This window comes from Paenibacillus sp. JT31N17 (assembly GCF_056269255.1).
This window is the reverse complement of record NZ_JBWDNP010000001.1, coordinates 1,549,193-1,575,534: the sequence shown is the minus strand read 5'-3', so window position 1 is coordinate 1,575,534 and position 26,342 is coordinate 1,549,193. Positions and strand designations below refer to the sequence as shown.

Sequence of the window (26,342 nt, the reverse complement as noted above, 5' to 3'; positions counted from 1 at the left end):
ATGGGCGAATTAAACAAAATTATTCACACTCTCTTAACTAAAAATTAACGGACGTTTCACGGCTTTTTATTATATTGTTTTAATTGTATTTAAGCACCCGGATTAATCTAAATTCTAAGGAGGAACAAACAACATGCTTCCCATTCTGAAAAAACATTCGTGGGCAATGCGGGGCAAACAGCTTTTCAGCCTGCTCCTTGTCATCGCGCTGCTCCTCGGCGCACTGCCGTTGACCGCGAGGCCCGCAGCTGCGGCGGGTGTAGAAAACGAGTCCTCTCAAAAAGACGGCCAAACTGTATTTACCACATCGAGCAGCAGTAGCAATGGGGTGGCTGAACCGGCCATAAGCCACGGCGTTTATCAGATATCTTCTATTGATGACTTGCTTTGGGCGGCGGGGAATCCCGACAAGAATTATGTGCTGACAAATGATATTGACCTTTCCGGGCAAACCGACTGGATACCCATTGGCACGGCAGACGCCCCGTTTTCGGGAAGCTTCAACGGCGCGGGCCATACCCTCACCCTCAATATTAACCAGACAAGACCTCAAAACGGTGTTTACCTTGTGGGTCTGTTCGGTTATGTGTCGGGTACCGTTGTGAATCTGACGGTCGGTGGTACGATCAACGCCACCATTTACAGCGGTTATGTCGGCAGCGTTGCCGCAAATATTGCAGGGGGCAGAATTATCAACTGCACGAGCAACGTGGACATCACCGTGCAAGGCGCGACAGGAATTGTTCATGCAGGTGGGATCGCGGGTTCTATCCTTAACAAAGGAAACCCTGGCGGTACCATCGCAAACTGCACGAATAACGGAACAATCAACGTAACATCGCCCACGAAAGCGGCCAATCCTGGTGGGGATCTGGGCACCGGCACGAATGGTTCTGTCGGCGGCATATTGGGCTTTGTTACAACCTTTGCAAAAGGCGTTGTCACAACTTCCGTGAATAACGGCGATATAACTGTGACGAACGGCAGTAATAACGTCGGCGGAATCGTGGGCATGACTTCTTCCAGCAACGCTGCAACCAACGCCGATATCACCTACAGCGCCAACAAGGGGAATGTGACCATTTACAACATTGCGGGCGAACGCGCAGCCGGTATCATCGGCTATATTAAAAGCGGACGTATCGATTATAGCTACAATACCGGCAGCGTCATCGCTTATGCCGATGGCGGAAGCACCGTGAAGAACGGAGGTAACGGATACTACTTTGGCATTCTTGGCTATGCCAACACAAGCAATCTGGAAATTATATACGCTTATAACGCCTCTCCCAATCCATTGGCAGCTGAAATCGGCTACGCTAAAAACGCTTCGAACCTGACTTTTCAAAACTTTTATATGGCAGGCAGATCAGAATATGGTTCCTCGGATCCGGCTGGTACGCCTGGCACCACGTTCAACTCTGCTGCCGATCTGTTGACAAAAATCACTGTCACAGAGGACGGTGCCAATGCGTACACCTCCAACCCCGAGGGAGGATATCCACTTCTGTATTTTGAGAAGGTACGCACTCTTGCAGACCAGGATTACGATGGCATCATAGAAAAAGAATCGATAGGCAATGATCTCAACACGATTTATTACTTCGTTCAAACAGACGGATCGGTCGATACGCAGGGGTTGACCGTGAATGCCGCTCTTACAAAAGATTCCGCCACCATCGAAAATGCCGAGCTTGCCGCACTTCCTTCCGGCGGCAGCGTGAGAGTCGGCGATATCACATATGTTGCCGCTGACGGCTCCACGCTTTATAGCGTTGCTATGAACAGCATCCCCGACAATTTATGGACTGAAGCGACCATTACGGCCCAAAAAGACGGTCAGACCGTTTTCACCAAGACGATAACCAACAGCAATGCGCCGACAATGCCCGGAGGCCTGCCCAATTATCCGGACGGTACCCTTAGCAAAACTTATAACAGCGGCCCCGGATTGGCCAACGATCAGTATTCCGTAACAAATGAAGATTCAGAAATGGTTGTAGTCAGTGAGACAAGTGCGGAAACCTTCGATGCATACGTTCAGAGTCTTCTTTCAAACGGCTTTGAACCGATCACCCATACGGAGACCGAAGGCAACATCTATGATTCACTGAAACAAGGAAGCCAGTATTTCTATTTATATTACACGGCCAATTCTCATCAGGCCCGCATTATCCAGGACAATTCCACCAATACGCTTTTATCCGAATTGGATTCTGCAGCAATAGGGAGCGGCAGCACCGAATTCTATCTATACAGCATTGATTATGCCAATGGCATAGGCCCGGTCGATCCATCAAAACATTGTGATTGCGGTGCCCTGATGATCGTCAAATTGGCGGACAACAGCCTGTTTGTCATTGACGGCGGTCATCAGAATCAGAGCAGCGAAGCTGCGCAGTACGGCCTCATGAAGTTCATGTACAAGATTACAGGACAGCCATACGGTTCAAAAATCAACATCAGAGCCTGGTTCTTCTCCCACGCGCACGGCGATCATGTATATATGGCGCACGCCTTCGTTGACGCCTATCATGACAATCTGAATGTGGAAAGCGTATTGTTCAATACACCGTCTTTCCAGACCATGAGAAGCGGCTATGACGCCGGTACATTTTTGATGAAGCAAAGCTTCAGCACAAACTTTCCCAACGCCAAGTATGTGAAGCTGCACACCGGTCAGCATTTTAGTCTCCAGGGAGTCGGGTTTGATGTGCTGCATACCCACGAGGATGCCGTGAACAGCAGCGGCGTCACCACCATTACTGATTTTAACGATACCAGCACGGTATTAAAGCTCACGATGGACGGCAAAAGCTTTTTAATGCTGGGAGATGTCAATACCCTAGTTCAGAACGATATGCTGCAAATGTACAGCGCCGATACCCTGCGCAGCGACATCGTGCAGGTAGCTCATCACGGTTATAATAATCTTGCATCCCTGTACGATGTAGTCGATGCATCTCTGGCAATCGTCCCCAATTCCGAGGTAGGCGCGAAAGATAATAATCCGGTTGTATATAGCGGATACGCTAAACCCGGTGTGCCGGTGTTGTTTGCAGACCCGGATACCTACAAACTGATCGTGAAAGACGGCAATGTCGAATTTACAGCCATCCCCAGCTACCGCGAGGATATGGACCTTTACCGTGTAACGAATGTTACCCTGAACATCGGCGCTGACCAGACGCAGCGTAACGTGGTTTGGTACAGCGACGCCCCGACCAAAGGAAAGGTGCAGCTCGCGCTGAATTCCGAACTGACGGACGGTGAATTCCCGACAGAGCATCAGGAGTTCGCTGCGGTGGCTTCCGACACCAATGTGACCGGGTTCAAGAGCAACAAAGCGACCATCACAGGCCTTGCTGCCAATACGGAGTATGTCTACCGCGTCGGCACTGACGACGGCTGGTCGCCGATTTACAGCTTTAAGACGCAGAGCTTTACCGGCGATTTCAGTTTCCTGTTCGCGGGTGATCCCCAGATCGGAAGCAGCGGCAACGTCGGAAACGACACGGCCGGCTGGACCAACACGCTCAACAAATCGGCAGCCGCTTTCCCGCATTCCAGTTTCTTAATCACCGCGGGTGATCAGGTGGAAACCGCGGATACCGAAACGCAGTATAATGGATTACTTAGCCCCAATGTACTCAAATCTCTGGCGTTGGCCGTCGACCTCGGTAACCACGATGTAGCCAGCAACGCTTTCTCCCAGCACTTCAACATGCCGAATGTTTCCACCCTAGGAGGGGTCCCCAGCGCCGGCAGCGGCAGTGGCGACTACTGGTATATCTACAATAACACCCTGTTCATGTCGATTAATTCCAACAATCTCAGTGCGGCAGAACATTCACAGTTCCTGCAGGAGACGTTGAATGCGCACGGCCAGGCTGTGAAATGGAAGGTGGTCACGTTCCACCATTCGATTTACAGTGTCGCAAACCATGCGCTGAACAGCGATATTTTGCAGCGGCGTGAAGATATGGCCCCTGTTTTCTCACAATTGGGAATTGACGTCGTATTCATGGGCCACGATCATGTGTATACACGCACCTACATGATGAACGGCACAACCCCGGTCATCCCGGAAGGCAGCGTACCTTCGAGCGTGACGAATCCGGAAGCCGGACAGGTACTCTACATCACCGCAAACTCTTCGAGCGGCAGCAAGCATTACGCCATTCAGAATGCAAGTTTTCCATATGCCGCGGTGAAGAATCAGGAGAACACGCCTAATATTACGAAGGTCGACATCACCGGCACCTCTTTCACGGTGAGCACCTACCGCGTTTCCGATATGAGCGTAGTGGATACGTTCACAATCAACCGCGATACGCTCAAGTTCCAGGATGCGCCTACAGGCTTATCGGGCGTGGCTCCGACGACGATCGCGAATGCAGACGGCAAGATCACGGGCGTCGCGGCCGGAATGGAGTACAAGCTTTCGACGGATGACGCGTATACGCCTGTTACCGGCAGCGAGATCACAGACCTTATCACCGGCACGTATCAGGTACGCTATGCCGCCAAAGAAGGCTACCATGAGAGTCAGCCGGTCGACGTGACGGTACCCGCTTATCTTGTAAAAATCGGAACGGCAAGCGAATTGACTGCATTCTCGGAAGGGTTCGGCACACCGGATTATCCGATTGACGGAAACTACGAATTATCGGCCGATATTGATATGGAGGGCGTGACTTTTTCGGCGATCGGCGGAGGCGGCTCACCAACGCCGTTCTTGGGCACATTTAATGGACAAGGCTATGTCATACGCAACCTGGAAATTACGAGCAGCGACAATAACACCGGGTTATTTGCCTACCTGGGCACAGGCGGAAGAATTGTAAATGTGGCATTGGTGAATGCGGATATTAGCGGAGGCCATAATACCGGCGCCATTGCAGGAACTTCCACCGGCACGGTGGAGAACAGCTATGTGGATGGGAAAGTAAGCGGCGACAGCTATACGGGCGGGATTGTAGGCTTACTCCATGCGGGCGTCTTGCAAAATTCCTCCGTAACCGCAGATGTGTACGGAACGAGAATCGGCGGCTTGATTGGGGGTACCAGCTGGAACAATTCCGGTTCGCCTCTTACAACGAAGGATACGACAACGGGCAGCGTCATTCGTAATAACTTTGTGGCGGGTTCGGTCACAGGACCGGACGGAGGCGAGTATTTCGGAGCTGTCGTCGGCGACATGGGCGGTTCGTCAGGCAGCCTGCTCCAAACCTTCCGTGGCAATACGGTCACGAATACGGTATATGGGGACGGCCTTGGCAAATTGGCAGGGGACTGGTCCGGCGGCAGGCCGATCATTGACGCGGATCAAATCAACTACTATGACGGCGCCAAGCTAAGCACGAGCGGATTGCCTTCGGAAATCGTCTCTGTATTTGCGGTAAAGGCAGCCGCCGACTTCAAGCAGCAAGAAACGTTTGAGGATCTGGGATGGGACTTTGAAAATCATTGGGAGTGGGATGCGGCGAACAATGTACCCGTACCCAGAATGATCGATATCGGCGATGATGAAGATAACCACGTAACGATTATTGCATCGGCAGGTTCAGGTGGAACCATCTCTCCAAGCGGATATGTTTTGGTCGAGCGCGGACAAAGTCAGACATTTACTTTCACGCCTAACGAAAATTTTGAAGTGGACACGGTAGAGATTGACGGCGTGGAGAACGCCGAAGCTGCCGAGGCGCGCAAGTATACGTTTGAAAATGTAGACGCCGCACACACGATCAACGTTACCTTCAAGATTTCCGATCGGATTGTCTCCGATCTGACGGTAGAAGGAGGCGCCATTACGGTAGACGGAGATGCGGTGGACAGTCCCGCGCAAGTCAAGGAAGACGCTCAAGTTACGGTAACGGCCGACGTTCCGGACGGGCAGCGATTTGTCAAATGGACGGCGGACGGTCTCGCGAATGACAGCTATACAGAGAATCCGTTCATGTTCACAATGCCGGCGAACACAGTTTCGCTCAGGGCCGAGTATGAAGACTTGCCGGTATTTAACGTCAATTTGACCGATCTTACGGTGGACGGCGACACAGTAGGCGGATTTAGCGCCGACAAGACGAGCTATACGGTGAATGTGCCGTACAGCAAAACATCCGTCACAGTTGCGGCAACTGCTGTCGACGAGACCGCCGATGTTGCGATTGAAGGTGGCAACGATCTGGTTATAGGAGACAATACCGTAACGGTTACTGTGACGGCAGAGGATGGGGAGACGAAGAAGGTGTATTCGATTATCGTCAACCGCGCTGCCGAATCGGACGATGGCAACGGCAGTGGAAACGGAGGTTGGGGCGGAGGATCGGCAACGCCATCTGGCATTACGTTGCCTGCCGGCGTCGGCGGCACGGCCCGGTTCGAGAATAACGCTGTTACGATCACGGTTCCCGCCGGAGCATCGGAGAAGCAATTGACGATTACGGTTCAAAGAGTGTTGAATACTTCGCAGCTCGTAACCGATGATGATGTGCTTCTTAGCCCGGTATATGAAATTTTGAAAAACTTCACGGAAAATTTCTCGAACCCGGTCACGATTACCTTAACGTTCGATCCGGATTTGGTCGGCACGAACCAAACCGCCTCAATTTTCTACTACGATGAGGAAGAGATGGAGTGGGTAGAGATAGGAGGTGAAACGAGCGGCGAGCAGATTACGGCGGAAGTCGATCATTTTACGAAGTTCGCGGTATTCGCCGTAGATAAAAAAGTTGATGATATTCCCGATAGCGAGCCTGAGATAACCGCGGAAGTGACGTTCAGCGACATTGTGGGCCACTGGGCGGAAGCAGGCATTAAGCAGGCGGCTGCGAATGGAATCATCGACGGCTATACCGACGGTACATTCAAGCCGAACGGCGAGGTTACCCGCGCCGAGTTCGCGGTCATGATGGCTCGCATGCTGAATCTGCAAGGGGGCGGAGCCACCTTGGCGTTCACCGACACAGGTACAATCGGCGCATGGGCGAGACAAGGCATCGCACAGGCGGTGCAGGCCGGATTCGTGAAAGGCTACGAGGACGGCAGCTTCCGGCCGAACGCGCAAATCAGCCGTACCGAGATGGCGATGATGATTGCGAATGCGCTTGGCATCGCCAGTAAGACAAACGCGGCAGCCCCATTTGCGGATGACGCCGAGATTCCGGCATGGGCCAAAGCGGCAGTCGCGGCGGCTGTGGAGAACGGTCTCATTCAAGGCGTCGGAGACAACAAATTCGCACCGGACAAGACGGCAACAAGAGCCGAGGCGACGGTCATCCTGATTAGAGCGCTCGCCTTCGCCAATAAGTAAAGGTAAAGTTTCTACTGTTCACAATAATAGCCAAGCCCCCGTCACTAGAGCCGGGGGCTTAGCTATTTGTGGTGCGCCCGGCATGGGCAGCGCCGCAGGAATTATCCCACTCTCCGCTGACAGCAGAGAACATGTGAACGAACTGGCAGACAAGGCGTTGGCCGCGGGAGGCAAGCAAGTCCAAGGAAGCGCAGGATCACGGGTTCATGTAGGTTAGAAGCTTCGAAGACTTGGATGGACATCATTCGTAACGATCCGGATAGACTGGCGCTAGTCCCACGGGCACGAACGTTCAATCCCCGGCTATGGCTATCTTACGACCCTATAAAAATGAGGTCGACCAGTAAGTTCTGATGACCTCATAATACGATACGGGGTGATGGCCGCGGCGATCCAGTCCTTTGAGGGGGCTGGGTTTTTCAATAAGATGTGTTGAAGCTGCCGCTCCGCTAACGGGCAGGAATTGCGCAACATTGTTGTTTTCGAAATAAATTCAGATTTCCGCTTGATCCTTACGTAACGTAATGATTTATAGTGAAGGTAAGAGCAGGACGAAACACGGGCCTACTGCCAAAAAATCGAACAACTGAATTCGAAATCGGAGGAGAAGCAAACATGAGAAAACTCGTATTGTTCATGCATGTGTCGTTGGACGGGTATGCGTCGGATTCGAACGGAGGACTAGATTGGATTCCGTACAACGAGGAATTAGAGAAATACGCCGAGGAGGTCGTAGCCGAAGTCGGCTCTCCCGTATACGGACGCACGACGTATCGGTTGATGGAGAGCTACTGGCCCACGGTGCTGGACAATCCGAATGCGTCGAGGCACGGTATGGAGCATGCCAAATGGCTGCAGGATGTTAAGAAGATCGTCATTTCCGGCTCGATGGACATTGTGGAATGGAACAATACGATGCTGATCAAGGACAATATCGCAGAGGAAATCAAGGCGCTCAAGGAGCAGCCTGGCAAAAACCTCGTTATCTTCGGCAGTCCGGGGGCGGCGAAAACGTTGCTTGAGCTCGGCCTGATCGACGAATTCCTGCTGACGATTTGTCCGGTCATCTTGGGCGGCGGAAAATCGGCATTCCACGGCGACGGTGAGAAAATCAGGCTCAAGCTGCTGTCCAGCCGAACGCTCAAGTCGGGCATTATCGCGGCCCGTTATGAGTTGGAGAAATAGCCGTGCCGTGTTTATACAGGCAACAACGGCGACTCATATCGTAGCATTCACGAAGCTTTTTATTCCGGGAATTCTTTAACCCACATATAACCGCAAGATAAAGGCTATGCCTCAGCTGCTTGGAGCCACGTTTCGTGATACGATTGGTGGTGGCGGTAAACTTCCTTGACGAAAAGACACTAGGGTCTACACCTGCAAAGGCGACTACTTTCTTGGCGTGATTAAACCGGTTGATCTCCCCGATTTCGGACAATACCGTTGCCGCGATTTTGCCGCCGATCCCGGGTATTGACCGGATAATCCTAAATTCCTCAACTTCTTTAGCGAGAGCATCGATCTTATTTTCAAGGTGGGACAGATGCTCTTGGTATTGATTCAACCAGGTAAAAACTGGCTGACCGAATAATACGACGGGTACGATAGCTTGATAAAGACATTTGACGAAGGAGCTGCCGGGGCAGCTCCTTCTTTTGTTTCTTCGCAAAATCATTTATTTAATGGTGACAAGAACATGATCTCATTTCCGACGAAGACAATTGCCTCGACGGATGGCGCCGTTGCCTGAGGAAAACTGAGCAAAATGGAGTGATCTTGGTTATTGGCTATGTTTGTAATTTGACAGTACGTTTAAGCAATCATTATAATGATGTTAGTTATCAATAACATACATGCAAAGGAGAGGTAAAAATGAATTTGCAAGGAAAAGTGGCTATTGTAACTGGAGGAGCGCGCGGTATTGGAAGTGCAACATCGAAATTATTAGCACAACGCGGAGCAAAAGTCGTAGTGAATTATGTTCGTAATCATGATGCAGCACATGCAGTGGTTGACAATATTCGAACAGATGGCGGTGAGGCCATACCTGTTCAGGCAGATATTCGTGATGAGAACCAAGTTGCTGAGCTTATAAAGAAAACGAAAGAAGCTTTTGGTGGACGAATTGATATTTTAGTGAATAATGCAAACATGTCTTTTGTAACAAAGCCATTTGCTGAAATGGTATGGGATGAGTTTTCCCAAAAGTTAAATGATGAACTAAAATCAGTATTTGTCATGACGCAGGCTGTTATTCCATTTATGGTCGAACAAAAATATGGGCGCATTATTTATGTCTCCTCTGGCTCAGGCAAGCATATTGCCCCCAACATGATTGCTCACGGTACAGCTAAAGGCGGCCTTGATACTTTCGCTATGTATATCGCAAATGAACTCGGACCCTATGGGATCACTTCTAATGTGGTTGCGCCAGGGGTGGTTGAAACAGATGCTACCGCGTTTATGTCCGAAGAAATGAAGCAAACGATAAGCAATTTCACTCCACTTCGTCGTTTGGCTCAACCCAATGATGTGGCAAGGGTCATTTCTTTCCTGGCAAGCGATGACAGTCAATTCACTACAGGTACGTATACGCCAGTAAATGGAGGAAGTTATATGGAATAGGAGCAGAGTGTAAAGAGAATTGTTATAAAGAATGGGGGCGCGCTTTTATGCATGAAAAAGAGACAGGTACTTCTGATCGAATTCTTGATGCTGCTCTTCAATTAATGCAAGCAAAGGGATTCAAATCAGTAACAATAAAGGATATTGCCGTCGCCTCGGAAGTAAGCGAGATGACGGTATTTCGCCATTTTAAGACCAAAAAAGGGGTGCTCGAAGCAGCCGTTAGAAAGTATTCATATGCCCCTAGTTTAAAAAAAATATTTGAACAAAAAGTCATACACGAGTTGGAACAAGACCTAAAACTTATTGCAAAATCGTATCTTGACTTAATGGAGAATAATAGGGAGATTTTTTTAATTGCCATTCAAGAACGAACGACTATGCCCGAATTAATCAACCTTATTGCTGAAAATACAAAGCAATTGCAAAGATTATTAACAGATTACTTTTTTGTAATGCAGGATCAGAACAAAATGGTGATTACTGATGCTTCAAAACAAGCCATGGTGTTATTGACCATGTATTACGGTTATTTTTCTTCCAATGCATTATGGAATACTCAATTTATCAGTGACACCAAAGAGGAATTTATAGAAAACAGCGTGAATACTTTTTGTTATGGTTTATCAAAGCAAAATATATAACAATTGCTTCAATTACAAAGCTTTAAAGTGTTATATTTACTTAAATCTATTGCTGTTCTAAGGAGAGATATCGATGCAAAAAGCGGGCTTTTCCGCAACACGTCTTCGCCGACTAAGCGGAGCCTTGCAGGGATATGTGGATCGCGGAGAGATTGCCGGGGCGGTCGCCATTGTTCATCGCAAAGGCGAGGAGGCCTATGCCGATGCGATCGGCTGGCAGGACAAAGAGACACGCATTCCCGTTCGACGGGATACGCTCTTCCGAATCATGTCGATGACAAAGCCTATCACGGCTGCAGCCGCATTGATGCTGGTCGAAGCAGGAAAGATTCGTCTCTATGATCCGGTGAATGAATGGCTCCCGGAGCTTTCCAACCGGGTTGTTCTGCGTGATCCGAACGGGAGGTTGGACGACGTCTTGCCATCGTCCCGCCCTATCACGCTTCACGACTTGCTTACCTCACGTATCGGTATCGGCTGGGGGGATCACCAGCTGCAGTCCGAGGTGATGAAGCTGCTCCCCGCTCCATTGGTAAAGCCGCTGGGGGTTCAGAATGCTAAGGAGCATCTCGATCCTGATTCCTGGATGAAACGGCTGGCCGAGCTGCCGTTACTCTATCAGCCGGGCACCCGCTTCCTCTACCACATTGCACACGAAGTTCTTGGCGTATTAATTGCCCGGGTAACGGGTCAAACGCTGGATGAGTTTTTCCATGAACGGATTTTTGAGCCCCTTGGGATGAGAGACACAAGTTTCACGATGCCGCCGGAAAAACGAGGCCTGCTGTCAGTCGCATACGCTCCGAAGGAGGGGGGAGGCCTCCTCGCACTGGACCGTCCGGAATCGACTGGTTGGGCGGAAGCTCCTCTCTTCCTATCCGGGGGAGCCGGCCTTCTCTCCACGGCGGATGATTACCAGCGTTTCGGACGAATGCTGCTTGGCCATGGGGAGCTGGACAGGGTACGCATTCTGTCACGCAAATCCGTGGAGGCGATGATAACCGACCATCTCACTCCCGAACAGCATACGCATCCCTTCTTCGACGAGACCGATTACGACGGGTCGATGATGTGGACGAACAAAGGATACGGGTATGGCGTCTCAGTCAGGACCAGGCAAATCGGAATCGGTCCTGGCGAAGGCTCGTTTTTCTGGCCGGGGGCTCTGGGATCGACTTGGATCGCAGATCCGCGTGAGGAGCTAATGGCGACGCTAATGATTCAGCTCAGAGGGGCGCAGCTTCCTAAGAACAGCCTGATCGCTCATGATTTCTGGACAATGATCTATCAGGCAGTGATCGACTGAAGCGCATGAATACGCCATTAAGTAACGTCATAACATAAAGGCCCGTACCAATAAGGTACGGCCTTTCACAATCAGAACAAGGCAGAATCTTCAAATGCGAGCCAAAGATGGATAATCGCATTCCAAAGTTCTTAATCGAGAGGATATGATTCAATTAAAGTTCTCTTATCTTTCCCTTCGAGAACGAGCTTTACTTGAATTCCTATATGGTACCGTTCTGAAGTGCTTTTGCATTCAGTGCTCCGCGTTCGCCTCTTGCACTTCCCGGCTCCATCCTTGGCTCCGGAGCATCAAGGCAGTCTGAGTAGACGCGCAACCATTTAGTGCCGGCTGCCGGATCACTTGTCCACAATGTTTACGCTCCCGACGGCCAGCCCAGTGCGAGCCCAGCGGCTGCTGCGGCATCTTCCGTATATATGAAGGAACTGACGCCGTTTGTAGCGGCAAGCCCGCCAGCTTCCCTCATTCTTGCAGCATGTTCCGGATTGCGTATTAATCCGGTCACTTCATGTCCCGCTTGTACCAGCATCAGAATGAGCGATCTCCGATGACCCCGCTTGCTCCCGCCACTAAAATGTTCACTTGAATCTACCTCCGTTTTATTGATTTTTTCCAGCTATGAACCCCGAATACTTCTCCGATGATGAGTGCTGCCCGCAATATCTGATAAAGTTCCAACCGGTCATGGGGGATGACCACTCTTGTCAGAATGGAGTTAACACCTGGAATGATTGATTCCATTTCTAGACAGCGCATAATCGGACAAGATGCCATCAAACCGGAAATCCCAGCGCCAATAACAATGACAAACTAGTTTGCTTGCCATATCAGACATATCCTTTAATCACCATCTCCTGTTGAATTGATGAATATACAACGATGTAGCCGCCTCATATGCAACAATGCCGCGCCAGCGGACGTTCCCTTGCCGCAATGCCACTGGTCTGTGTTCCGGATGCCGCCTAATTCGATTTGGAAATGATACGACGAATGTCACAGACATCAGCCCTATTTCGTTTAAGATGACGAAAAACCGGGAAAGAGCGGCTGCCTCCCGGAAATTCAAATTTACATTAGGTTCTGAAGGAGTGAAGAGGATGAGATAGAATAACAAGGTCAATCGGCATACGCCGCAATAATGTTGGCTGTAGCGTAAAAATGTCCAGAAGAAACGGGAGATGGAGAAAAATGCCGCTTATCGTAAAGACCCTTCCGATGATACCGCTAAGTTCAGTCTGAATGTGTTTTATCATTTTTATGAAAATATTCATGCGTTATGGCACGGGTCAGCCAAGGGTGCTGCATCAGTTTAAGCGGGCCAAAAAGTACATCTTTGTCTTTATGACGCCGCTGCATAACTACTTCTATATACCCTTGTATATACCCTTGAAGGATATAGATTATATGCGCCGTACACCCTTCTCCTTCATCAAACTGTATTGGTACAGTTCGCGATATTCGCGATGGTCCGTCTCCTACGTACTCATTATGCTTAAGGTATGGAACGAAAATCGCATTCATTGATCGGAGGACAACGTATGAACGGGATTAATTTGTTATTTCGCGAAAGAATCGGACTGCCGGTGGACGAAGTGCTCGATTTCGATGGGCTGGACCGCATTCTGGAGAAAACGGCAAGAACGTTTCCCTTTGAAAATATGCGCGTGCTGAACGGCCGGGCATTTCCGATTACGAAGCCATATTTGATTAACAAGCTGCTGCTTGAGAAAGAAGGGGGACTTTGCTACGAGCTGAATTCGCTCTTATATCTGTTCCTTGTCGAAAATGGATTTAACGTCATGCTGACAAGAGGGGTCATCTATGACCGGGAAGCACAAAACTATTTGTCATGGGGAAGGAGTCATATCGCCGTTCTTCTAGCCCACTTAGGACGGATTTATCTCGTCGATACAGGATTTGGGGCGAATTTGCCGCTGAAGCCCGTTCCGTTAACCGGGGAAGCCGTCATTTCCGCGAACGGTTCATTTCGGATCCGGCCGGAGGACGGCAGTCTTGGAGATTACAAACTCGAAGTGAAGATAATGCATAAGGATTCGGATTGGCATATCGGATACGCCTTTGATTCCGGGAAGCCGATCACCGACCTATCGGAAAGCGAAGACATTCGGAAGATGGTTGCGGAGCATCCCGGATCGAAGTTCAACAAACGTCCGCTCGCCACGAAATTGACGGCCGGTGGTAACGTTACGTTAACGGAAGATTCATTTACGGAATGGAAGGACGGAACCGTGACGAAGGAGCACATTGACGGCTTGCGCTATAAGGAGCTGCTCCGTTCGCGCTTCGGACTGTAAAACTGTAAAACGAAGGAATGGCCGCTTCCCTCCTCACGTTAAAAATGACGGAAACTGCCCTTGCCGGCCTTGAAACACAAGATCCTGCGGGTCCAGAGCACGGCCTTGTTACCGAGATGAAGTGTCGGCTCGCGCTTACCGGGATCGAGGAAGCGGCCGCACATTACTTTACTTCTCATTGGAAAAACTAAACCTTGTCGATTAACGTCAACGTACGATAAGCATAGGAGGAAACAACATGGCACAATTATTATATATTACCGCGAATCCCAAGTCTCCGGAACATTCAGTCGGACTTCAAGTAGGCCAGTCTTTTCTTCAAGCCTATCAGGAAGCTCACCCGGACGATGAAGTGAAAGAATTCGATATCTATAAAGAATCATTTCAGACGATCGACGGCGATGTCATAATGGCATGGGGGAAAATTCGAAAGTTGAACATGGACTTCTCCGAGCTGAGTCCCGTCGAACAGCAAAAACTTCACGCCCTGAACGAAGTAACCGAAATGGTGACGCGTGCCGATAAATATGTGGTTGTCTCTCCCATGTGGAATTGGGGAGTCCCGCCACGTCTCAAGGCATTTATCGATTCCTTTGTTATCGTTGGAAAAACGTTCCATTACACAGAAAGCGGTCCCGTCGGACACTTAAAAGGCAAAAAAGCGATTCATATTCAAGCGAGCGGCGGCATTTTCTCCGAAGGGCCTTTTACGGCGATGGATCACAGCCATCCTTATTTAAAAATGGTTCTGGGTATTGTTGGGGTAAGCGATGTAGAAGCTCTGTTTGTGGAAGGGCATGAAAATAAACCGGAGAATGCGAAAGAAATCGTCCGTACGGCCATAGCGAAAGCATACAAGCTTGCCGCTGCCTGGTGATGCGAATAATCCCCCCCGAGGGATTTTTTATGACGTTCTCAGATAGGTGTCACATCAGAAGCCTCTGCTCGTTCTGGGTGCAAACAAACAGAAGGAGTGGCTCTTATGAAAAACATTGACCTGCTTCGTCATTGGCGCCGGTTATGCGGGGATTCACGCCGTGAAGGAAATCCGCAACCTATTCAAAGATCAGGCAATCAAGCATCCTCTGCGGCTCATGGGACACGGCAAGCTTGCTGACGAAATGAAAGACAGGTTAAAACGTGAAAAGGAGGCGGTACACCGATGGAGGAGTTCTACAAGCATTACAAGGGGCTGTTGCTCACGCTTGCTTATCAGATGACAGGTACGTGGTCTGATGCAGAAGACGTAGTGCAGGACGTGTTCTTGAAGGTGTGTGACGTACATCCCTCTGGTCTCGCCGAAGAACCTAAAGCGTATTTGTGTAAAATGGTCGTCAATCGCTGCCGCGATTTATACAAATCGGCCTGCAAACGGCGGGAGCGGTATTTCGGAGAATGGCTCCCCGAGCCCATCCCGACTTCGGAAGACGAAACGCTCGATTTTATAGTACAAGACGAGCTGCTGTCTTATGCGACACTGGTATTGCTGGAAAAACTGTCCCCAGCAGAACGGGCGGTGTTCGTCTTGCGTGAGGCGCTCGGCTTCGATTATGCCGGTATAGCCGAGATCATCGGTAAAAGCGAGGTCAATTGCCGCAAGCTTCTCAGCCGCGCGAAAGGAAAGATGGAAATCGGCGAAGGGGAACCGGTCCATGCCGAGACCGATAGAGAAGCGTGGATCCGCCGATTCGTTGCCGCGCTTGAGCAGGATAACACAGACCAGGTCGTTTCCATGCTTGCGGACGATGTCGCGCTCATCTCAGACGGGGGAGGGAAAGTGTTCGCCGCTGTTCGTCCGATCGAATACCGCGAGGCCGTCTCCAAATTCCTTTTCGGTTTTTTCCGCAAGTCGCTCCATTACGAGGGTGGCATTCAATTGGAGGTAAGCAGGATTAACGGCCAGACCGGGGTCGTGGTCCGTGTAAGAGAGCAAGCCGAATCTGTCGTGATGATTCATGCCGAAGGACATACGATTCACAACATTTATATTATCCGGAACCCAGATAAGCTGGGTTTATTTCGCTCCGGATACCAGTTATTGAAATGAGTAACGGCAAGAAACTCTTACTACTGGCGTAAACTGCATTCACTGCTTGGGGTCATACCGCTCGTGGTTTGAGTTTAAATATCGTCGGATTCTTATAGCGATTGGTGATAAGAAGATATATCATAACAGATCCAACAAGTCTCGGAATTTTTATATTTTTCAGTCAACCAGAGATTGAACTGCTCTCCGTCAAGTAGACAGTATAAAAATCAATTACACGGCCTTGGTCCTGAATTTCATCGGACTAAGGCCGTTTCGTTAAGAGGACAATTATTTATTATGTCGCGGGACTTATTTTACACCTTATTTTTGCAGGAATTGTTGCATATATGTTTATTATTGCTGATGATACTCTTAAGTATAGAATGTAAATGGTATATAAATGAAGAAAGAGGAAGTGGAGAACATTGGAGTAAAAACGAAGTGGAAAATAATAATGATAGTTTGTACTGCACTGCTTATATTTGTGGCCTTTATTTGGTTTTCGAATACTGCGGTTACCTATGAATATGCAACAATTGTTGAGAAAGCACCAAACTCAATTTCCTTGGAGAATGAAAGTGGGCGGAAAGCGATCATATCAACATCCTTGAATATTAGTGATTTAATTGAGGTTGGAGGAAAATATTGGGTTAGATATGAGAAAAAGAGATGGCAGTCTCCAAGCTTAGAATCAATTGAGCATTGACCTAACGGGTACGTTAGTGAGGAGCTTGCCGCGCGGCAGCTCCTTTTTCGTTTGTTGAAGTAACAGGCAGATTAGCAATCTGTAAGAAACAATCCGAACTGAAATGTTTTAGAATGTAGATTATGTAGACATTCCCCCTTATAAACAGATTTAATTTGAAAGGATGAAAAGCAAAATGGGAAATCTTGTTGTGCATATGTTCATGACCTTGGATGGCGTTGTTCAAGCTCCCGGGCCGCCCGAAGAAGATCGTGAAGGTGGTTTTGGCTATGGCGGGTGGCAGGATCTGTGACACAAACCCGTTCACCAAGCTGATGAACGAGAATCCGAAATACGTCGCATCCCGGACATTGACCAGCGTCGATTGGAAAAATACAAAGCTACTCGACGCGGATGTGACCACAAGTGTGCCTTTGTTGAAGGAGCGTTACGGGAGGTGCGCGTCGTCGGCAGCAGCGACCTGATCCAGACATTGTTGCGTCACGAGCTGATTAACCGAATGAACATCTGGCAGTTTCCGGTAATGCTCGGAAAGGGAAAACGATTCTTCGGCGATGGAACGATACCAACGGCCCTGCAATTGCTTGAATCCAGAACGTTCTCCAAAGGCAAGGTTCAATTGCGCTACGAGCTTGCGGGAAAACCGTCTTTCGGCAACATGGCGTGAGATGCTGACAGACATGACAAGACGGTTGTAATTTTAAACAACCAAACCTAACTTTGGGCCTGGGGTTCAGTCCAAATACATTGAAAGCCTACTATCTGCAGCTCAAGATGTACCAGCTTAAGCTGTCCCGTTTGACGTCCTCACCCCCGTTTGAAAAGTCTAAAAGAATAAACGACAGACAAAGCAAAGGAGTGAAGTTATGAAATTTCTGCTCACATCTGCAGGCATCAATAACAAAAGCATCCACGACGCGCTGGTTGACATGCTGGGCAAACCGATTGCCGAGTCCAGCGCCCTCTGCATTACCACTGCGGTGTACGCCATACCCGGTGGTGCAGGTCACGCATGGCAGTTCTTTAGCGGTCAAGCCACCACACCGATGTGTGAGCTGGGCTGGAAGTCCATGGGGGTTCTGGAGCTCACCGCGTTGCCTAGCATCGATGAACAGCTTTGGGTTCCTATGGTCAAGGAGACTGACGTTCTACTGGTAAATGGCGGTGACCCCTTGTTTCTGTGTTACTGGATGCGGCAGTCCGGACTGGCAGACCTCTTGCCGTCGCTGAACTTAGTCTATGTGGGACTGAGTGCCGGGAGCATGGTGATGGCACCTAACATCGGGAATTTCTTCGTTGGGTGGACTCCACCCAACGGTGGCGATGAAACGCTAAGACTGGTTGACTTTGCAATATTTCCGCATCTGGATCATGAGATGCTGCCGAGAAACACCATGGCTGATGCAGAGAGATGGGCCGCCGGGATGCATGGGCCAGCGTATGCGATTGATGATCAGACCGCCATCAAAGTGATCGACGGATCGGTCGAAGTTGTCTCCGAAGGGCATTGGAAACTGTTTTCGCCCTGATATTACTCCGCTGTTAACATATAATTGGTGGAACCCTAGTGGTGCTTATTACGGTCGGTTTAGAGGTGCGTTTAGTCGAAAGTGAATGTTGATTACTTTATTAAGCTAAAGGGTACGATAGCGTAGAGTAGCGTTCAGCTGCTCCTTTTTCTTTTGAAGCAACGGGCAGGATAATTTGGAAAAACCTAGTATAGCTTTGGTAATCGCTCAACTAGACGATTTGCTGTTGTACTATGAGGATTCGGGTGTTGGCATGCCTCTGATTCTGTTGCACGCGGCACGGTAGTTCTTGATTCAGAAATGGGAGGCTGGCCGCACGTCGCTCCATTATTAGCGCACCATTATCGTGTGCTCTCGCTTGAACACCGCGGATACGGCCGAACCAATAATCCTTCGCCGAGTCTCTTTACGACAGCTGCCATTACCCGGGAGCAGTTGATCACTCTCCTGCACCGGTACGCCGGGCAACCTGCTGCGAATGGCAACAGCAGGAGCTTTGCGGACAGCAGTGAAATTTCCGATTGGGCAAGGGAAGCCATGGGTTGGGCTGTGGAGACAGGTATCCTGAACGGCAAGCCAGGGAACCTTCTGGAGCCAACCAGTGCTGTATCCCGGGTTGAAGTGTCCGCCATACTTTCGTGCTTTATAGCTTGGCGCAGCTAAGTCGAAATAGAGGAGTCTAAAGCCCGCAAATAGCCTTGATAAATCAAGGTTCTTTGCGGGTTTTTCGTTTTGTTCAAACGCCGCAAGCTTTCCCGGCGATGAATTGATTGTCTTATATTTCGGCAAGGCGGGTTGTCATGCAGAATATGGAAAATTTCTCCCGCCATTTTAAGTTATTACAAAATTCATTTAAATGAGTACATTTTTTAAATCTCTCCGATAGATATAATGAAACATGAGAGCGCCTTAATACAACCGGAGGGATGAGAGAAATGAAAGCGGTTTTAGACAAATCTCGAGAGTACGCTTCGATAAAGAGGAAAAACAATTTTCTGCACAACATCAAAAGAGACGCACTGTTATACGCTCTCTTGCTGCTGCCCTTTGCGTATATCCTAATCTTCAAGTATGCCCCCATCTATGGCGTGATTATGGCATTCCAGGATTACAACATTTTTGCAGGAATTAAGGGGAGTGAATGGGTAGGACTGGATGTGTTCCAATTTATTTTCCAGCAGGACAGCTTCTACCGTGCGCTCAAGAATACGCTGGCCCTGAATGTTCTGGACTTGATCGCGGGATTCCCTGCGCCCATTGTGCTGGCGATATTGCTCAATGAAGTGAGACTGGCAAAATTCAAGAAACTAACACAGACCGTGTTGTATCTGCCTCACTTTTTGTCCTGGGTTATTATAGGCGGTATGGTCTATCTGATGTTCTCTAACAGCGGCATGGTCAACACTTTCCTGTCGAGCCTCGGATTTGAGAAGCTTCAGTTTCTGTCGCAGAAAACACCTTGGTTGATCACTTATATCTCCGTTGGCGTATGGCACAATATCGGATGGGGAACTATCATCTATCTGGCGGCAATGACTGGAATCAATAAGGAATTATATGAAGCCTCCGATATTGATGGCTGTTCAAGGCTTCGCAAAATATGGCATATTACACTGCCCGGCATTAAGGCAACTATCAATATTTTGCTGATTCTCCAAATTGGTAGAATGGTGACTATCGGGTTCGATCGTCCCTTTGTTATGGGGAATTCACTGGTTAGCGAATACTCCGATGTTATCAGTACTTTCGTATACAGAGTTGGGATTAGTTCGGGGGATTTCTCCCAGGCAACAGCGGTAGGATTGTTCCAATCCGTAGTTGGCTTGATCCTGCTGGTTGCTGCTAACTATATCGCGAAAAAATTGGGTGAGGATGGGATATGGTGAGTATGGCACGCAGTATGGGCAAAAAGAAAAAAATGAGTGCAGCAGATATCGTGATTATCGCATTTATTGTGGCATTGTCCTTCACATGTATTGTTCCGTTCCTGTATATGATTGCGCTTTCTTTAAGCTCCAACGAAGCGATCATTTCCCAAAAAGTAGGGCTATGGCCGGTTGGTTTCACCGTAGAAACATACAAAACCATCTTAAGCGATGTGGAGATGCTCTATACGCTTGGATACAGTATTGTGCTTACGATTTTCTACACCGTGGTGTGTATGTTCCTTACCGTTTGCGCAGCGTATCCGTTAACGAAGAAGCGGCTGATGGGAAGAAGCTTTATTTTGTCAGCGTTGGTCTTCACCATGTATTTCAGCGGCGGTTTGATTCCCTCCTACATGCTGGTTAAAAACCTAGGTATGATGAATACGGTGTGGAGTTTGGTTTTACCGGGCGCCATGAGCGTGTTTAACCTGATTATCCTGAAGACCTTCTTCACTAATCTTCCGGAGAGTCTGGAGGAATCGGCTGCTATTGACGGGTGTTCGGATCTAGGCATTCTCATCAAGATTGTGCTTCCCCTCTCGTTGCCTTCGATCGCCACATTAAGCCTCTTCTATGCGGTGGACAGATGGAACGGATTCCAGGATGCGTTGTTCTACATCACGGATAAAAATCTGTATCCTATGCAGATGAAGCTTTACCAGATCATTTCGGCCAATCAGCAGCTGGATAGCCAACAAGGAGGAGAAGGAAGTGCCGGCGCCTACATTGTACCTGAGTCTCTGAAAGCGGCTAGCGTTATGTTTACAACCATCCCGATTTTGTTGATCTATCCCAAACTGCAGAAGTATTTCGTAGATGGCGTGATGACGGGAGCTATCAAGGGCTGATGGGGAAATAGATCACGATGAGGGGGGTGATTCCCAGGGTGGTGGATTGTGGATGTCAAGATGCAAGGGATTTAAAGCAGTGATGATTTCATTACATACAACTGAAAGGGTGGTTTAAAGTGTATACGGGCATGAAGAAGAAAGCAGCAATTCTGTTTAGTACAGCGCTTCTGGCCAGTGTTGTGGCAGGCTGTGGAAATGACGACAACAATTCACCGGCAGCGTCAACCGCTGAATCAGGAGCAACTTCCGGTCCTGCTGTAACCTTGACTGTGGAAGTGTTTGACAGAGGTATTCAGGGACAGCCGGACTTGAACAACAACACGTGGACCAAATATGTCAATGAAAAATTCGGCAAGCCCAATAACGCTATTGTAAAATTTGTTTCTGTACCCCGTTCCCAGGAAGTCGACAAGCTAAATGTGTTGATGGCTGCCAACGAAGCTCCTGATATTTCCTTCACCTACGATGGGACCACTGTAACCCGCTTTGCCAAAAACAAAGGTCTCTATACACTGGACGAATTGTTGGAGAAGGATGGCCAGCAATTGAAGTCTTATCTAGGCGACACCGTCCTTTCCTACGGGAAATATGAGGGCAAACAAGTCTCCATCCCGGCCAAACGGACTCTGCTTGCCTGGAACGGCATGTTTATCCGCAAGGATTGGCTGGATAAGCTGGGAATGCCTGTTCCGACGAACAAGGATGAATTGTATGCAACGCTGGTTGCCTTCCGCGACAAGAACCCCGGTGATGTGAACGGTGTCATTCCCTGGGCAACAGCTTCTGCCGGCATGAACTACACCTTCGGCAACCTGGTTCAATCCTTCTGGGGGCCGATGTCGGAGGAGGAATTCGTTACTGCTCCCAACTGGCTGAAGCCCGGCCATAAGGATGCATTCAAATGGCTGAACAAGCTGTATGCTGAAAAGCTGATCAGTCCCGACTTTGCTCTGGACAAAACAGCCAAGCAAGCGGATGCCGATTTAACTAACGGCAAGGTCGGCTTCTATGCTGCCAACTGGGATTATCCACTGGTGCAAAAAATTCGTGATCCGCTGAAGCAAAATGCACCGGATGCCAACTTTGTTCCTATAGATACCTTCAAGAACCAAGAGGGGAAATACCTGAAAGAGATGTACAATGAGAACGGGCTTTTCTCCTTCATCCCGAAAAGCAGCAAAAATGCGGAGCTGGCCATGAAGTATCTGAACTGGATGGCTGACCCGGATGTGCTGTTCTTCCTGCAGTTCGGCGAAGAAGGTGTCAACCACAAGATGGTTAACGATATCCCACAAGGGATTGCGCAAACCGGCGAAAATATGCAGATGAGCAATCTGAATCTGGATTATACTCTTGTTGTAAACGGCGCAGAGCTGGGCGACACCGAAAAGAATGTCAAAACGTATGCATCAGCTTTAGCAACCGGGGATCAAAGCTATGAGCAATTGGCTGTTGATTCATACAAGATCAATACGACAGACGGCTATACCGGCTTCTACTATGGCGTCACGAACGAAGCTAATATCAAGTACGGCAAAACGTTGGGTGATATGAATAAGCAAATGATTGACAGGCTGATTGTTGCTAAGCCGGCAGAGTTCGATTCCTTGTATGACAAGCTGGTGAAAGAATATATGGATGCCGGCGGTAAGGCTGTTCAGGATGAAAATGTGAAGCACTACAGAGAAATCAAAGCGAGCAGCAAGTAATTCATAGTACACGGATAAGCCATCGATTGCACTGCAGCGTGGTTTATCCGTATTTTGATTGCTATTCCCGGATAGCTTTGATATTATTCGGAGAAATTCATATGTTCAGGAGGAGACCCATGTACAAGGTCATGATTGTAGATGATGAGTCGTGGGCGGTTAAAGGAATCCGCAACGCCTTTGACTGGGATAAATATGGCTTTGAAATTACAGGACAATTTACAAGCGCTTACAAAGCGTGGGATGCCATAAAAGCGGATAAACCGGATTTGGTATTTACTGATATCCGTATGCCGGACATTTCCGGACTGGATCTAATGAAGAGGGCCAAGGCACATGGTTTGGACATTGAGTTTGTCGTCATAAGCGGATATGCAGAATTTGAATATGCTCAGGAAGCACTGCGCTACGGCGCGTTGAATTATTTCCTGAAGCCCTTGGATGTTGATATGGCCGATTCGTTCATTGCGAAGCTGGCCATGCATTTCTCCGAGAGAAGCGCAGCACGCAATCACCTCCTTCTGGATGCGCTTACCTCGTCGGATCAGGATGGGATAAAGCGTTTCCTTCCGCTTTCCGATAGCGCGGCTGTATGCTATTACCAGGTGCTTGCGATCCATTTCGAAGGCGAAAACAAGAATTTCAGAAAGCTGCTGTCTTTGGAAGGAAAGCCTGTTAATGCTGTGGAAGTTGAAGCAGGAACCAGAAAAAGGTTGGTTGTTCTGATGACGGAGCATAAAACTTGGTTGGAAGGACATTGGAACGAATTGGTTGTGAATAATACTGGCATTCATGCTGTAGGCATCAGCAGCATCTCCAGCCAGCTTGCACATATGAGCAAGCTGATTAAAGAGGCTGACCTTTCAGCCTCTCAGATTTTTCTGGACGAAGCTGCAGGCACCGTTCATTACGAGCCGAAGCTTTATCTGGTGAAACCATGTATCGATGAGATCTGTCGTATCATTCAGGGGAATCAACTTGACGACATGGATGTGTACATAAATGGGCTGCAGGAATACTTCAGGAATCATCGCCTGGGCATGTCTGAGGTTGTCTACTTATGGAATCAGGCAGTCGGGATACTTGTAAACGCATATTCAGAGGAATTGAAGGATATGGAACTGGAATTCCTGAATTATTCCGAAATCAAGGAACGATTTGAACATTTTGAGTCTCTGTGCAGTTATTTGCATGACGTCCTCGAATCCATCAGGCAAGGGAACAGCCGCCCTTTACATGAAGGGGACATCTTGTCCTGCTTTAACCGGATGGTAGCCTATATCGACGGTCACTATGAACAGAAATTGTATTTGAAGGATTTGTCCGCCCAATTCTTCATTAATCAGGTGTATTGCTGTCAATTATTCAAAAAAAATCTGGGTAAAACCTTCTCCGAATATGTGTCGGAGCTCAGGATCAAGAAAGCCCGTGAGCTCCTGAAGCACACTGATCTGTCCATTGAGGACATTGCCGTTAAGACCGGGTATGTGGAATATTATTATTTCAATAAAGTATTCAAGAAGCATTGCGGGATAACGCCTACCAAATTCAGAAAAAGTTGATAGGAACGGAGCGGCAGGCCATGAAGGCTAGCAAACTGAAATTGAAACATCAGATATGGCTGATCTTTTTTTTCGCTATCATTATTTTCACAGTCATGGAAATTTATTTTTTTTATAGTTTCTCTAATTTAACCCAGCATAGGGCAGCCAATTTCGGTAACCAGATGATTGAGCAAACACGCGGCAAGATTGATTCTGTGTTTAATGATATCAGGGTCAGCACCGGCATTGCGGTCAATAGCAAACTGATTCAGGAATTCGCCGTAGTGGATGATGATTACAAAAGGGCGTTTGATAGCGGTAATTATGCACTGGATCTCATGGAATATATGAGATCCTTTAATTCGTATGTGGACGGAATTGTGATCAATGACATTCGGGGAAAGAGTCTGACGTCAGCAAGCGGCGATATTTTTTTTCTCGATCGTTATGAAGCCTTTATCAGGACGTATAAGGATGATCCTTCGCTACGGGATAAGGGGAAGTTCACCACCATTTTAAATGACGACAGAGCAAAAACGGAACATTTTTTTTATATAGCGCCGATTGTGGAATCCCTTGGGGGAATCCATTTCTCCCAAATTACCGGTTACTGCACAGTGATGGTCAATATGGAAAAGCTGCAGGGGCTTGTGGAAAATACGGAATTAACGCCCAACTCCACCCTGTACATTCTAAATAGCCGGGATGAGATCATTGCGTCTACGAATTCCAATGCCCGAGGCACATTGTTCAGGGATGTTCTGTCTATGGATAAGGACACCCTGCTTAACGGCGTGAAAACAACCATTGACGGGGAAGATATTCTTGTCCAGGTCAAGGGTTTGGAGCAGGCGGGCGGGTGGCGGGTTGTTAGTATGATTCCGGTGAATGAACTGACTGCGGACATGAACTCCATGCGGAAGGTCAGCATTATCGTGGGGATTGGGATTATTCTAAGCATGATCATGATGGGCATTTTTTTTATGAATAATCTGATGGGTCCGGTAATGGGACTTGTTATGGATATGAAGAAGGTGGGGAGGCGGGACATGGGCTTCCGTATTAAAGTCCGGTCTACCAATGAGGTAGGCTCGCTGGCCCGTGACATCAACCGGATGATGGATGAAATGGAGGAAATGGCAAGGGATATGTTCAATACCCAGGCCAGATTATACGAATCCGAGCTGAGCCAGAAGCAGGCGGAGTTTTCTGCCCTGCAGAGCCAGATCAACCCCCATTTCCTCTATAATACGCTGAATTGTATCAGCAGCATCGGATTGGAATACGGAGTCAGAGAGATAGCGCAAATTACGTCATGCATGTCTAAAATTTTCCGTTACAGCATAAAAAAAGATGAACTTGTACAGATCAGGGAAGAACTGGACTGTATTCAGGCTTATATGAAGATTATCTCCATTCGGTACGAAAATAAATTCTCCATGAACATTGATGTCGAAGAGGGGCTGTTGGAGATGAAAACCCCCAAGATGATTCTCCAGCCCATTGTGGAGAATTCCGTCTACCACGGGCTGGAGCGGATGGACCAAGGAGGACGGCTCCAAATTACCGGGAGCATGGATGCTAATGGGGATGTGTGCTTCTGTATTATGGATACCGGGAAGGGAATGGAGCCGGAGGAGCTGGCCGCCCTCCAGGCTAAGCTGGACATGGAGTATCCAAAACGTGCGCAAGACGGCCAATCGGAGAAAAGCATCGGACTAACCAATATCCATAACAGGCTGCGGCTGCTGTTCGGAGAGGGTTATGGGATCACCATAGAAAGCCGGATCGGCCACGGGACGACAGTGACCGTGAAGATTCCGAAGCTGTAACACCACCAA

General features: G+C 48.6%; 20 protein-coding genes and 1 pseudogene. 19 read left to right on the top strand and 2 right to left on the bottom strand.

Features of this window, described 5'->3' with window-relative positions; translation table 11 throughout:
* Positions 1 to 133: 133 nt before the first annotated feature.
* Both AC0YOB_RS06580 and AC0YOB_RS06575 read left to right on the top strand, forming a co-directional pair.
* Positions 134 to 7,315 carry an S-layer homology domain-containing protein gene (locus AC0YOB_RS06580; RefSeq protein WP_475792085.1) on the top strand — a complete coding sequence of 2,394 codons (7,182 nt, stop codon included), beginning with the start codon at positions 134 to 136 and terminating at the stop codon, positions 7,313 to 7,315.
* A gap of 615 nt (positions 7,316 to 7,930) precedes the next feature.
* On the top strand, positions 7,931 to 8,500 hold the full coding sequence (locus AC0YOB_RS06575) for a dihydrofolate reductase family protein (protein ID WP_475792084.1): 570 nt from the start codon (positions 7,931 to 7,933) through the stop codon (positions 8,498 to 8,500).
* A 28-nt stretch (positions 8,501 to 8,528) separates the two neighbouring features.
* Here the strand turns inward: AC0YOB_RS06575 and AC0YOB_RS06570 are convergent.
* Positions 8,529 to 8,879, bottom strand: a pseudogene (locus AC0YOB_RS06570) (transposase); the annotation flags it as partial.
* A 308-nt stretch (positions 8,880 to 9,187) separates the two neighbouring features.
* Here AC0YOB_RS06570 and AC0YOB_RS06565 point away from each other — a divergent pair.
* The 3 genes from AC0YOB_RS06565 (at position 9,188) to AC0YOB_RS06555 (ending at position 11,890) form a co-directional block, all read left to right on the top strand.
* A complete protein-coding gene (locus AC0YOB_RS06565) occupies positions 9,188 to 9,940 on the top strand; it encodes an SDR family NAD(P)-dependent oxidoreductase (RefSeq protein ID WP_475792083.1) in 753 nt (250 codons plus the stop codon).
* A gap of 47 nt (positions 9,941 to 9,987) precedes the next feature.
* Complete coding sequence (locus AC0YOB_RS06560) at positions 9,988 to 10,584, top strand: TetR/AcrR family transcriptional regulator (RefSeq protein WP_475792082.1); 597 nt, start codon at positions 9,988 to 9,990, stop codon at positions 10,582 to 10,584.
* 73 nt (positions 10,585 to 10,657) lie between these two features.
* A complete protein-coding gene (locus tag AC0YOB_RS06555) occupies positions 10,658 to 11,890 on the top strand; it encodes a serine hydrolase domain-containing protein (protein WP_475792081.1) in 1,233 nt (410 codons plus the stop codon).
* Positions 11,891 to 12,245: 355 nt separating this feature from the next.
* Here the strand turns inward: AC0YOB_RS06555 and AC0YOB_RS06550 are convergent, their stop codons facing one another.
* Positions 12,246 to 12,419 carry a hypothetical protein gene (locus tag AC0YOB_RS06550; RefSeq protein WP_475792080.1) on the bottom strand — a complete coding sequence of 58 codons (174 nt, stop codon included), beginning with the start codon at positions 12,417 to 12,419 and terminating at the stop codon, positions 12,246 to 12,248.
* A 649-nt stretch (positions 12,420 to 13,068) separates the two neighbouring features.
* Here AC0YOB_RS06550 and AC0YOB_RS06545 point away from each other — a divergent pair.
* The 14 genes from AC0YOB_RS06545 to AC0YOB_RS06480 all read left to right on the top strand — a co-directional run bounded on the left by AC0YOB_RS06545 (position 13,069) and on the right by AC0YOB_RS06480 (position 26,333).
* The gene (locus AC0YOB_RS06545) at positions 13,069 to 13,203 is read left to right on the top strand and encodes a hypothetical protein (protein WP_475792079.1); all 135 of its coding nucleotides are present in this window, start codon (positions 13,069 to 13,071) and stop codon (positions 13,201 to 13,203) included.
* 225 nt (positions 13,204 to 13,428) lie between these two features.
* Positions 13,429 to 14,205, top strand: a complete 777-nt coding sequence (locus AC0YOB_RS06540) for an arylamine N-acetyltransferase family protein (protein WP_475792078.1) — start codon at positions 13,429 to 13,431, stop codon at positions 14,203 to 14,205.
* Positions 14,206 to 14,443: 238 nt separating this feature from the next.
* The gene (locus AC0YOB_RS06535; RefSeq protein WP_475792077.1) at positions 14,444 to 15,082 is read left to right on the top strand and encodes an FMN-dependent NADH-azoreductase; all 639 of its coding nucleotides are present in this window, start codon (positions 14,444 to 14,446) and stop codon (positions 15,080 to 15,082) included.
* Between the two features lie 285 nt (positions 15,083 to 15,367).
* On the top strand, positions 15,368 to 16,252 hold the full coding sequence (gene sigJ / locus AC0YOB_RS06530) for an RNA polymerase sigma factor SigJ (RefSeq protein WP_475792076.1): 885 nt from the start codon (positions 15,368 to 15,370) through the stop codon (positions 16,250 to 16,252).
* 382 nt (positions 16,253 to 16,634) lie between these two features.
* Positions 16,635 to 16,940, top strand: coding sequence for a hypothetical protein (locus AC0YOB_RS06525; protein WP_475792075.1), 306 nt, complete (start codon positions 16,635 to 16,637; stop codon positions 16,938 to 16,940).
* Between the two features lie 269 nt (positions 16,941 to 17,209).
* Positions 17,210 to 17,404, top strand: a complete 195-nt coding sequence (locus AC0YOB_RS06520) for a hypothetical protein (protein ID WP_475792074.1) — start codon at positions 17,210 to 17,212, stop codon at positions 17,402 to 17,404.
* Entirely contained in the window at positions 17,377 to 17,607 is a 231-nt protein-coding gene (locus tag AC0YOB_RS06515; RefSeq protein WP_475792073.1) for a dihydrofolate reductase family protein, read from the top strand. Before AC0YOB_RS06520 ends, AC0YOB_RS06515 begins: the two co-directional genes overlap by 28 nt.
* A 199-nt stretch (positions 17,608 to 17,806) precedes the next feature.
* Positions 17,807 to 18,469 carry a Type 1 glutamine amidotransferase-like domain-containing protein gene (locus AC0YOB_RS06510; protein ID WP_475792072.1) on the top strand — a complete coding sequence of 221 codons (663 nt, stop codon included), beginning with the start codon at positions 17,807 to 17,809 and terminating at the stop codon, positions 18,467 to 18,469.
* Between the two features lie 300 nt (positions 18,470 to 18,769).
* Positions 18,770 to 19,132, top strand: a complete 363-nt coding sequence (locus AC0YOB_RS06505; RefSeq protein WP_475792071.1) for an S-layer homology domain-containing protein — start codon at positions 18,770 to 18,772, stop codon at positions 19,130 to 19,132.
* Between the two features lie 272 nt (positions 19,133 to 19,404).
* Complete coding sequence (locus AC0YOB_RS06500; RefSeq protein ID WP_475792070.1) at positions 19,405 to 20,355, top strand: ABC transporter permease; 951 nt, start codon at positions 19,405 to 19,407, stop codon at positions 20,353 to 20,355.
* A complete protein-coding gene (locus tag AC0YOB_RS06495) occupies positions 20,349 to 21,245 on the top strand; it encodes a carbohydrate ABC transporter permease (protein ID WP_475792069.1) in 897 nt (298 codons plus the stop codon). Before AC0YOB_RS06500 ends, AC0YOB_RS06495 begins: the two co-directional genes overlap by 7 nt.
* Before the next feature lie 131 nt (positions 21,246 to 21,376).
* Positions 21,377 to 22,957: an extracellular solute-binding protein gene (locus AC0YOB_RS06490; protein WP_475792068.1), complete on the top strand. Its 1,581-nt coding sequence runs from the start codon at positions 21,377 to 21,379 to the stop codon at positions 22,955 to 22,957.
* A gap of 119 nt (positions 22,958 to 23,076) precedes the next feature.
* Positions 23,077 to 24,519: a response regulator gene (locus AC0YOB_RS06485; protein WP_475792067.1), complete on the top strand. Its 1,443-nt coding sequence runs from the start codon at positions 23,077 to 23,079 to the stop codon at positions 24,517 to 24,519.
* 20 nt (positions 24,520 to 24,539) lie between these two features.
* On the top strand, positions 24,540 to 26,333 hold the full coding sequence (locus AC0YOB_RS06480) for a sensor histidine kinase (RefSeq protein WP_475792066.1): 1,794 nt from the start codon (positions 24,540 to 24,542) through the stop codon (positions 26,331 to 26,333).
* Positions 26,334 to 26,342 lie beyond the last annotated feature (9 nt).

Bases quoted from the DNA above. Each gene is read 5' to 3' on its own strand.
- AC0YOB_RS06580 (WP_475792085.1), top strand. From the start codon at position 134: ATGCTTCCCATTCTGAAAAAACATTCGTGGGCAATGCGGGGCAAACAG.
- AC0YOB_RS06575 (WP_475792084.1), top strand. From the start codon at position 7,931: ATGAGAAAACTCGTATTGTTCATGCATGTGTCGTTGGACGGGTATGCG.
- AC0YOB_RS06565 (WP_475792083.1), top strand. From the start codon at position 9,188: ATGAATTTGCAAGGAAAAGTGGCTATTGTAACTGGAGGAGCGCGCGGT.
- AC0YOB_RS06560 (WP_475792082.1), top strand. From the start codon at position 9,988: ATGCATGAAAAAGAGACAGGTACTTCTGATCGAATTCTTGATGCTGCT.
- AC0YOB_RS06555 (WP_475792081.1), top strand. From the start codon at position 10,658: ATGCAAAAAGCGGGCTTTTCCGCAACACGTCTTCGCCGACTAAGCGGA.
- AC0YOB_RS06550 (WP_475792080.1), bottom strand. From the start codon at position 12,419: ATGCTGGTACAAGCGGGACATGAAGTGACCGGATTAATACGCAATCCG.
- AC0YOB_RS06545 (WP_475792079.1), top strand. From the start codon at position 13,069: ATGGAGAAAAATGCCGCTTATCGTAAAGACCCTTCCGATGATACCGCT.
- AC0YOB_RS06540 (WP_475792078.1), top strand. From the start codon at position 13,429: ATGAACGGGATTAATTTGTTATTTCGCGAAAGAATCGGACTGCCGGTG.
- AC0YOB_RS06535 (WP_475792077.1), top strand. From the start codon at position 14,444: ATGGCACAATTATTATATATTACCGCGAATCCCAAGTCTCCGGAACAT.
- sigJ (WP_475792076.1), top strand. From the start codon at position 15,368: ATGGAGGAGTTCTACAAGCATTACAAGGGGCTGTTGCTCACGCTTGCT.
- AC0YOB_RS06525 (WP_475792075.1), top strand. From the start codon at position 16,635: ATGAAGAAAGAGGAAGTGGAGAACATTGGAGTAAAAACGAAGTGGAAA.
- AC0YOB_RS06520 (WP_475792074.1), top strand. From the start codon at position 17,210: ATGGCGGGTGGCAGGATCTGTGACACAAACCCGTTCACCAAGCTGATG.
- AC0YOB_RS06510 (WP_475792072.1), top strand. From the start codon at position 17,807: ATGAAATTTCTGCTCACATCTGCAGGCATCAATAACAAAAGCATCCAC.
- AC0YOB_RS06505 (WP_475792071.1), top strand. From the start codon at position 18,770: ATGGGAGGCTGGCCGCACGTCGCTCCATTATTAGCGCACCATTATCGT.
- AC0YOB_RS06500 (WP_475792070.1), top strand. From the start codon at position 19,405: ATGAAAGCGGTTTTAGACAAATCTCGAGAGTACGCTTCGATAAAGAGG.
- AC0YOB_RS06495 (WP_475792069.1), top strand. From the start codon at position 20,349: ATGGTGAGTATGGCACGCAGTATGGGCAAAAAGAAAAAAATGAGTGCA.
- AC0YOB_RS06490 (WP_475792068.1), top strand. From the start codon at position 21,377: ATGAAGAAGAAAGCAGCAATTCTGTTTAGTACAGCGCTTCTGGCCAGT.
- AC0YOB_RS06485 (WP_475792067.1), top strand. From the start codon at position 23,077: ATGTACAAGGTCATGATTGTAGATGATGAGTCGTGGGCGGTTAAAGGA.
- AC0YOB_RS06480 (WP_475792066.1), top strand. From the start codon at position 24,540: ATGAAGGCTAGCAAACTGAAATTGAAACATCAGATATGGCTGATCTTT.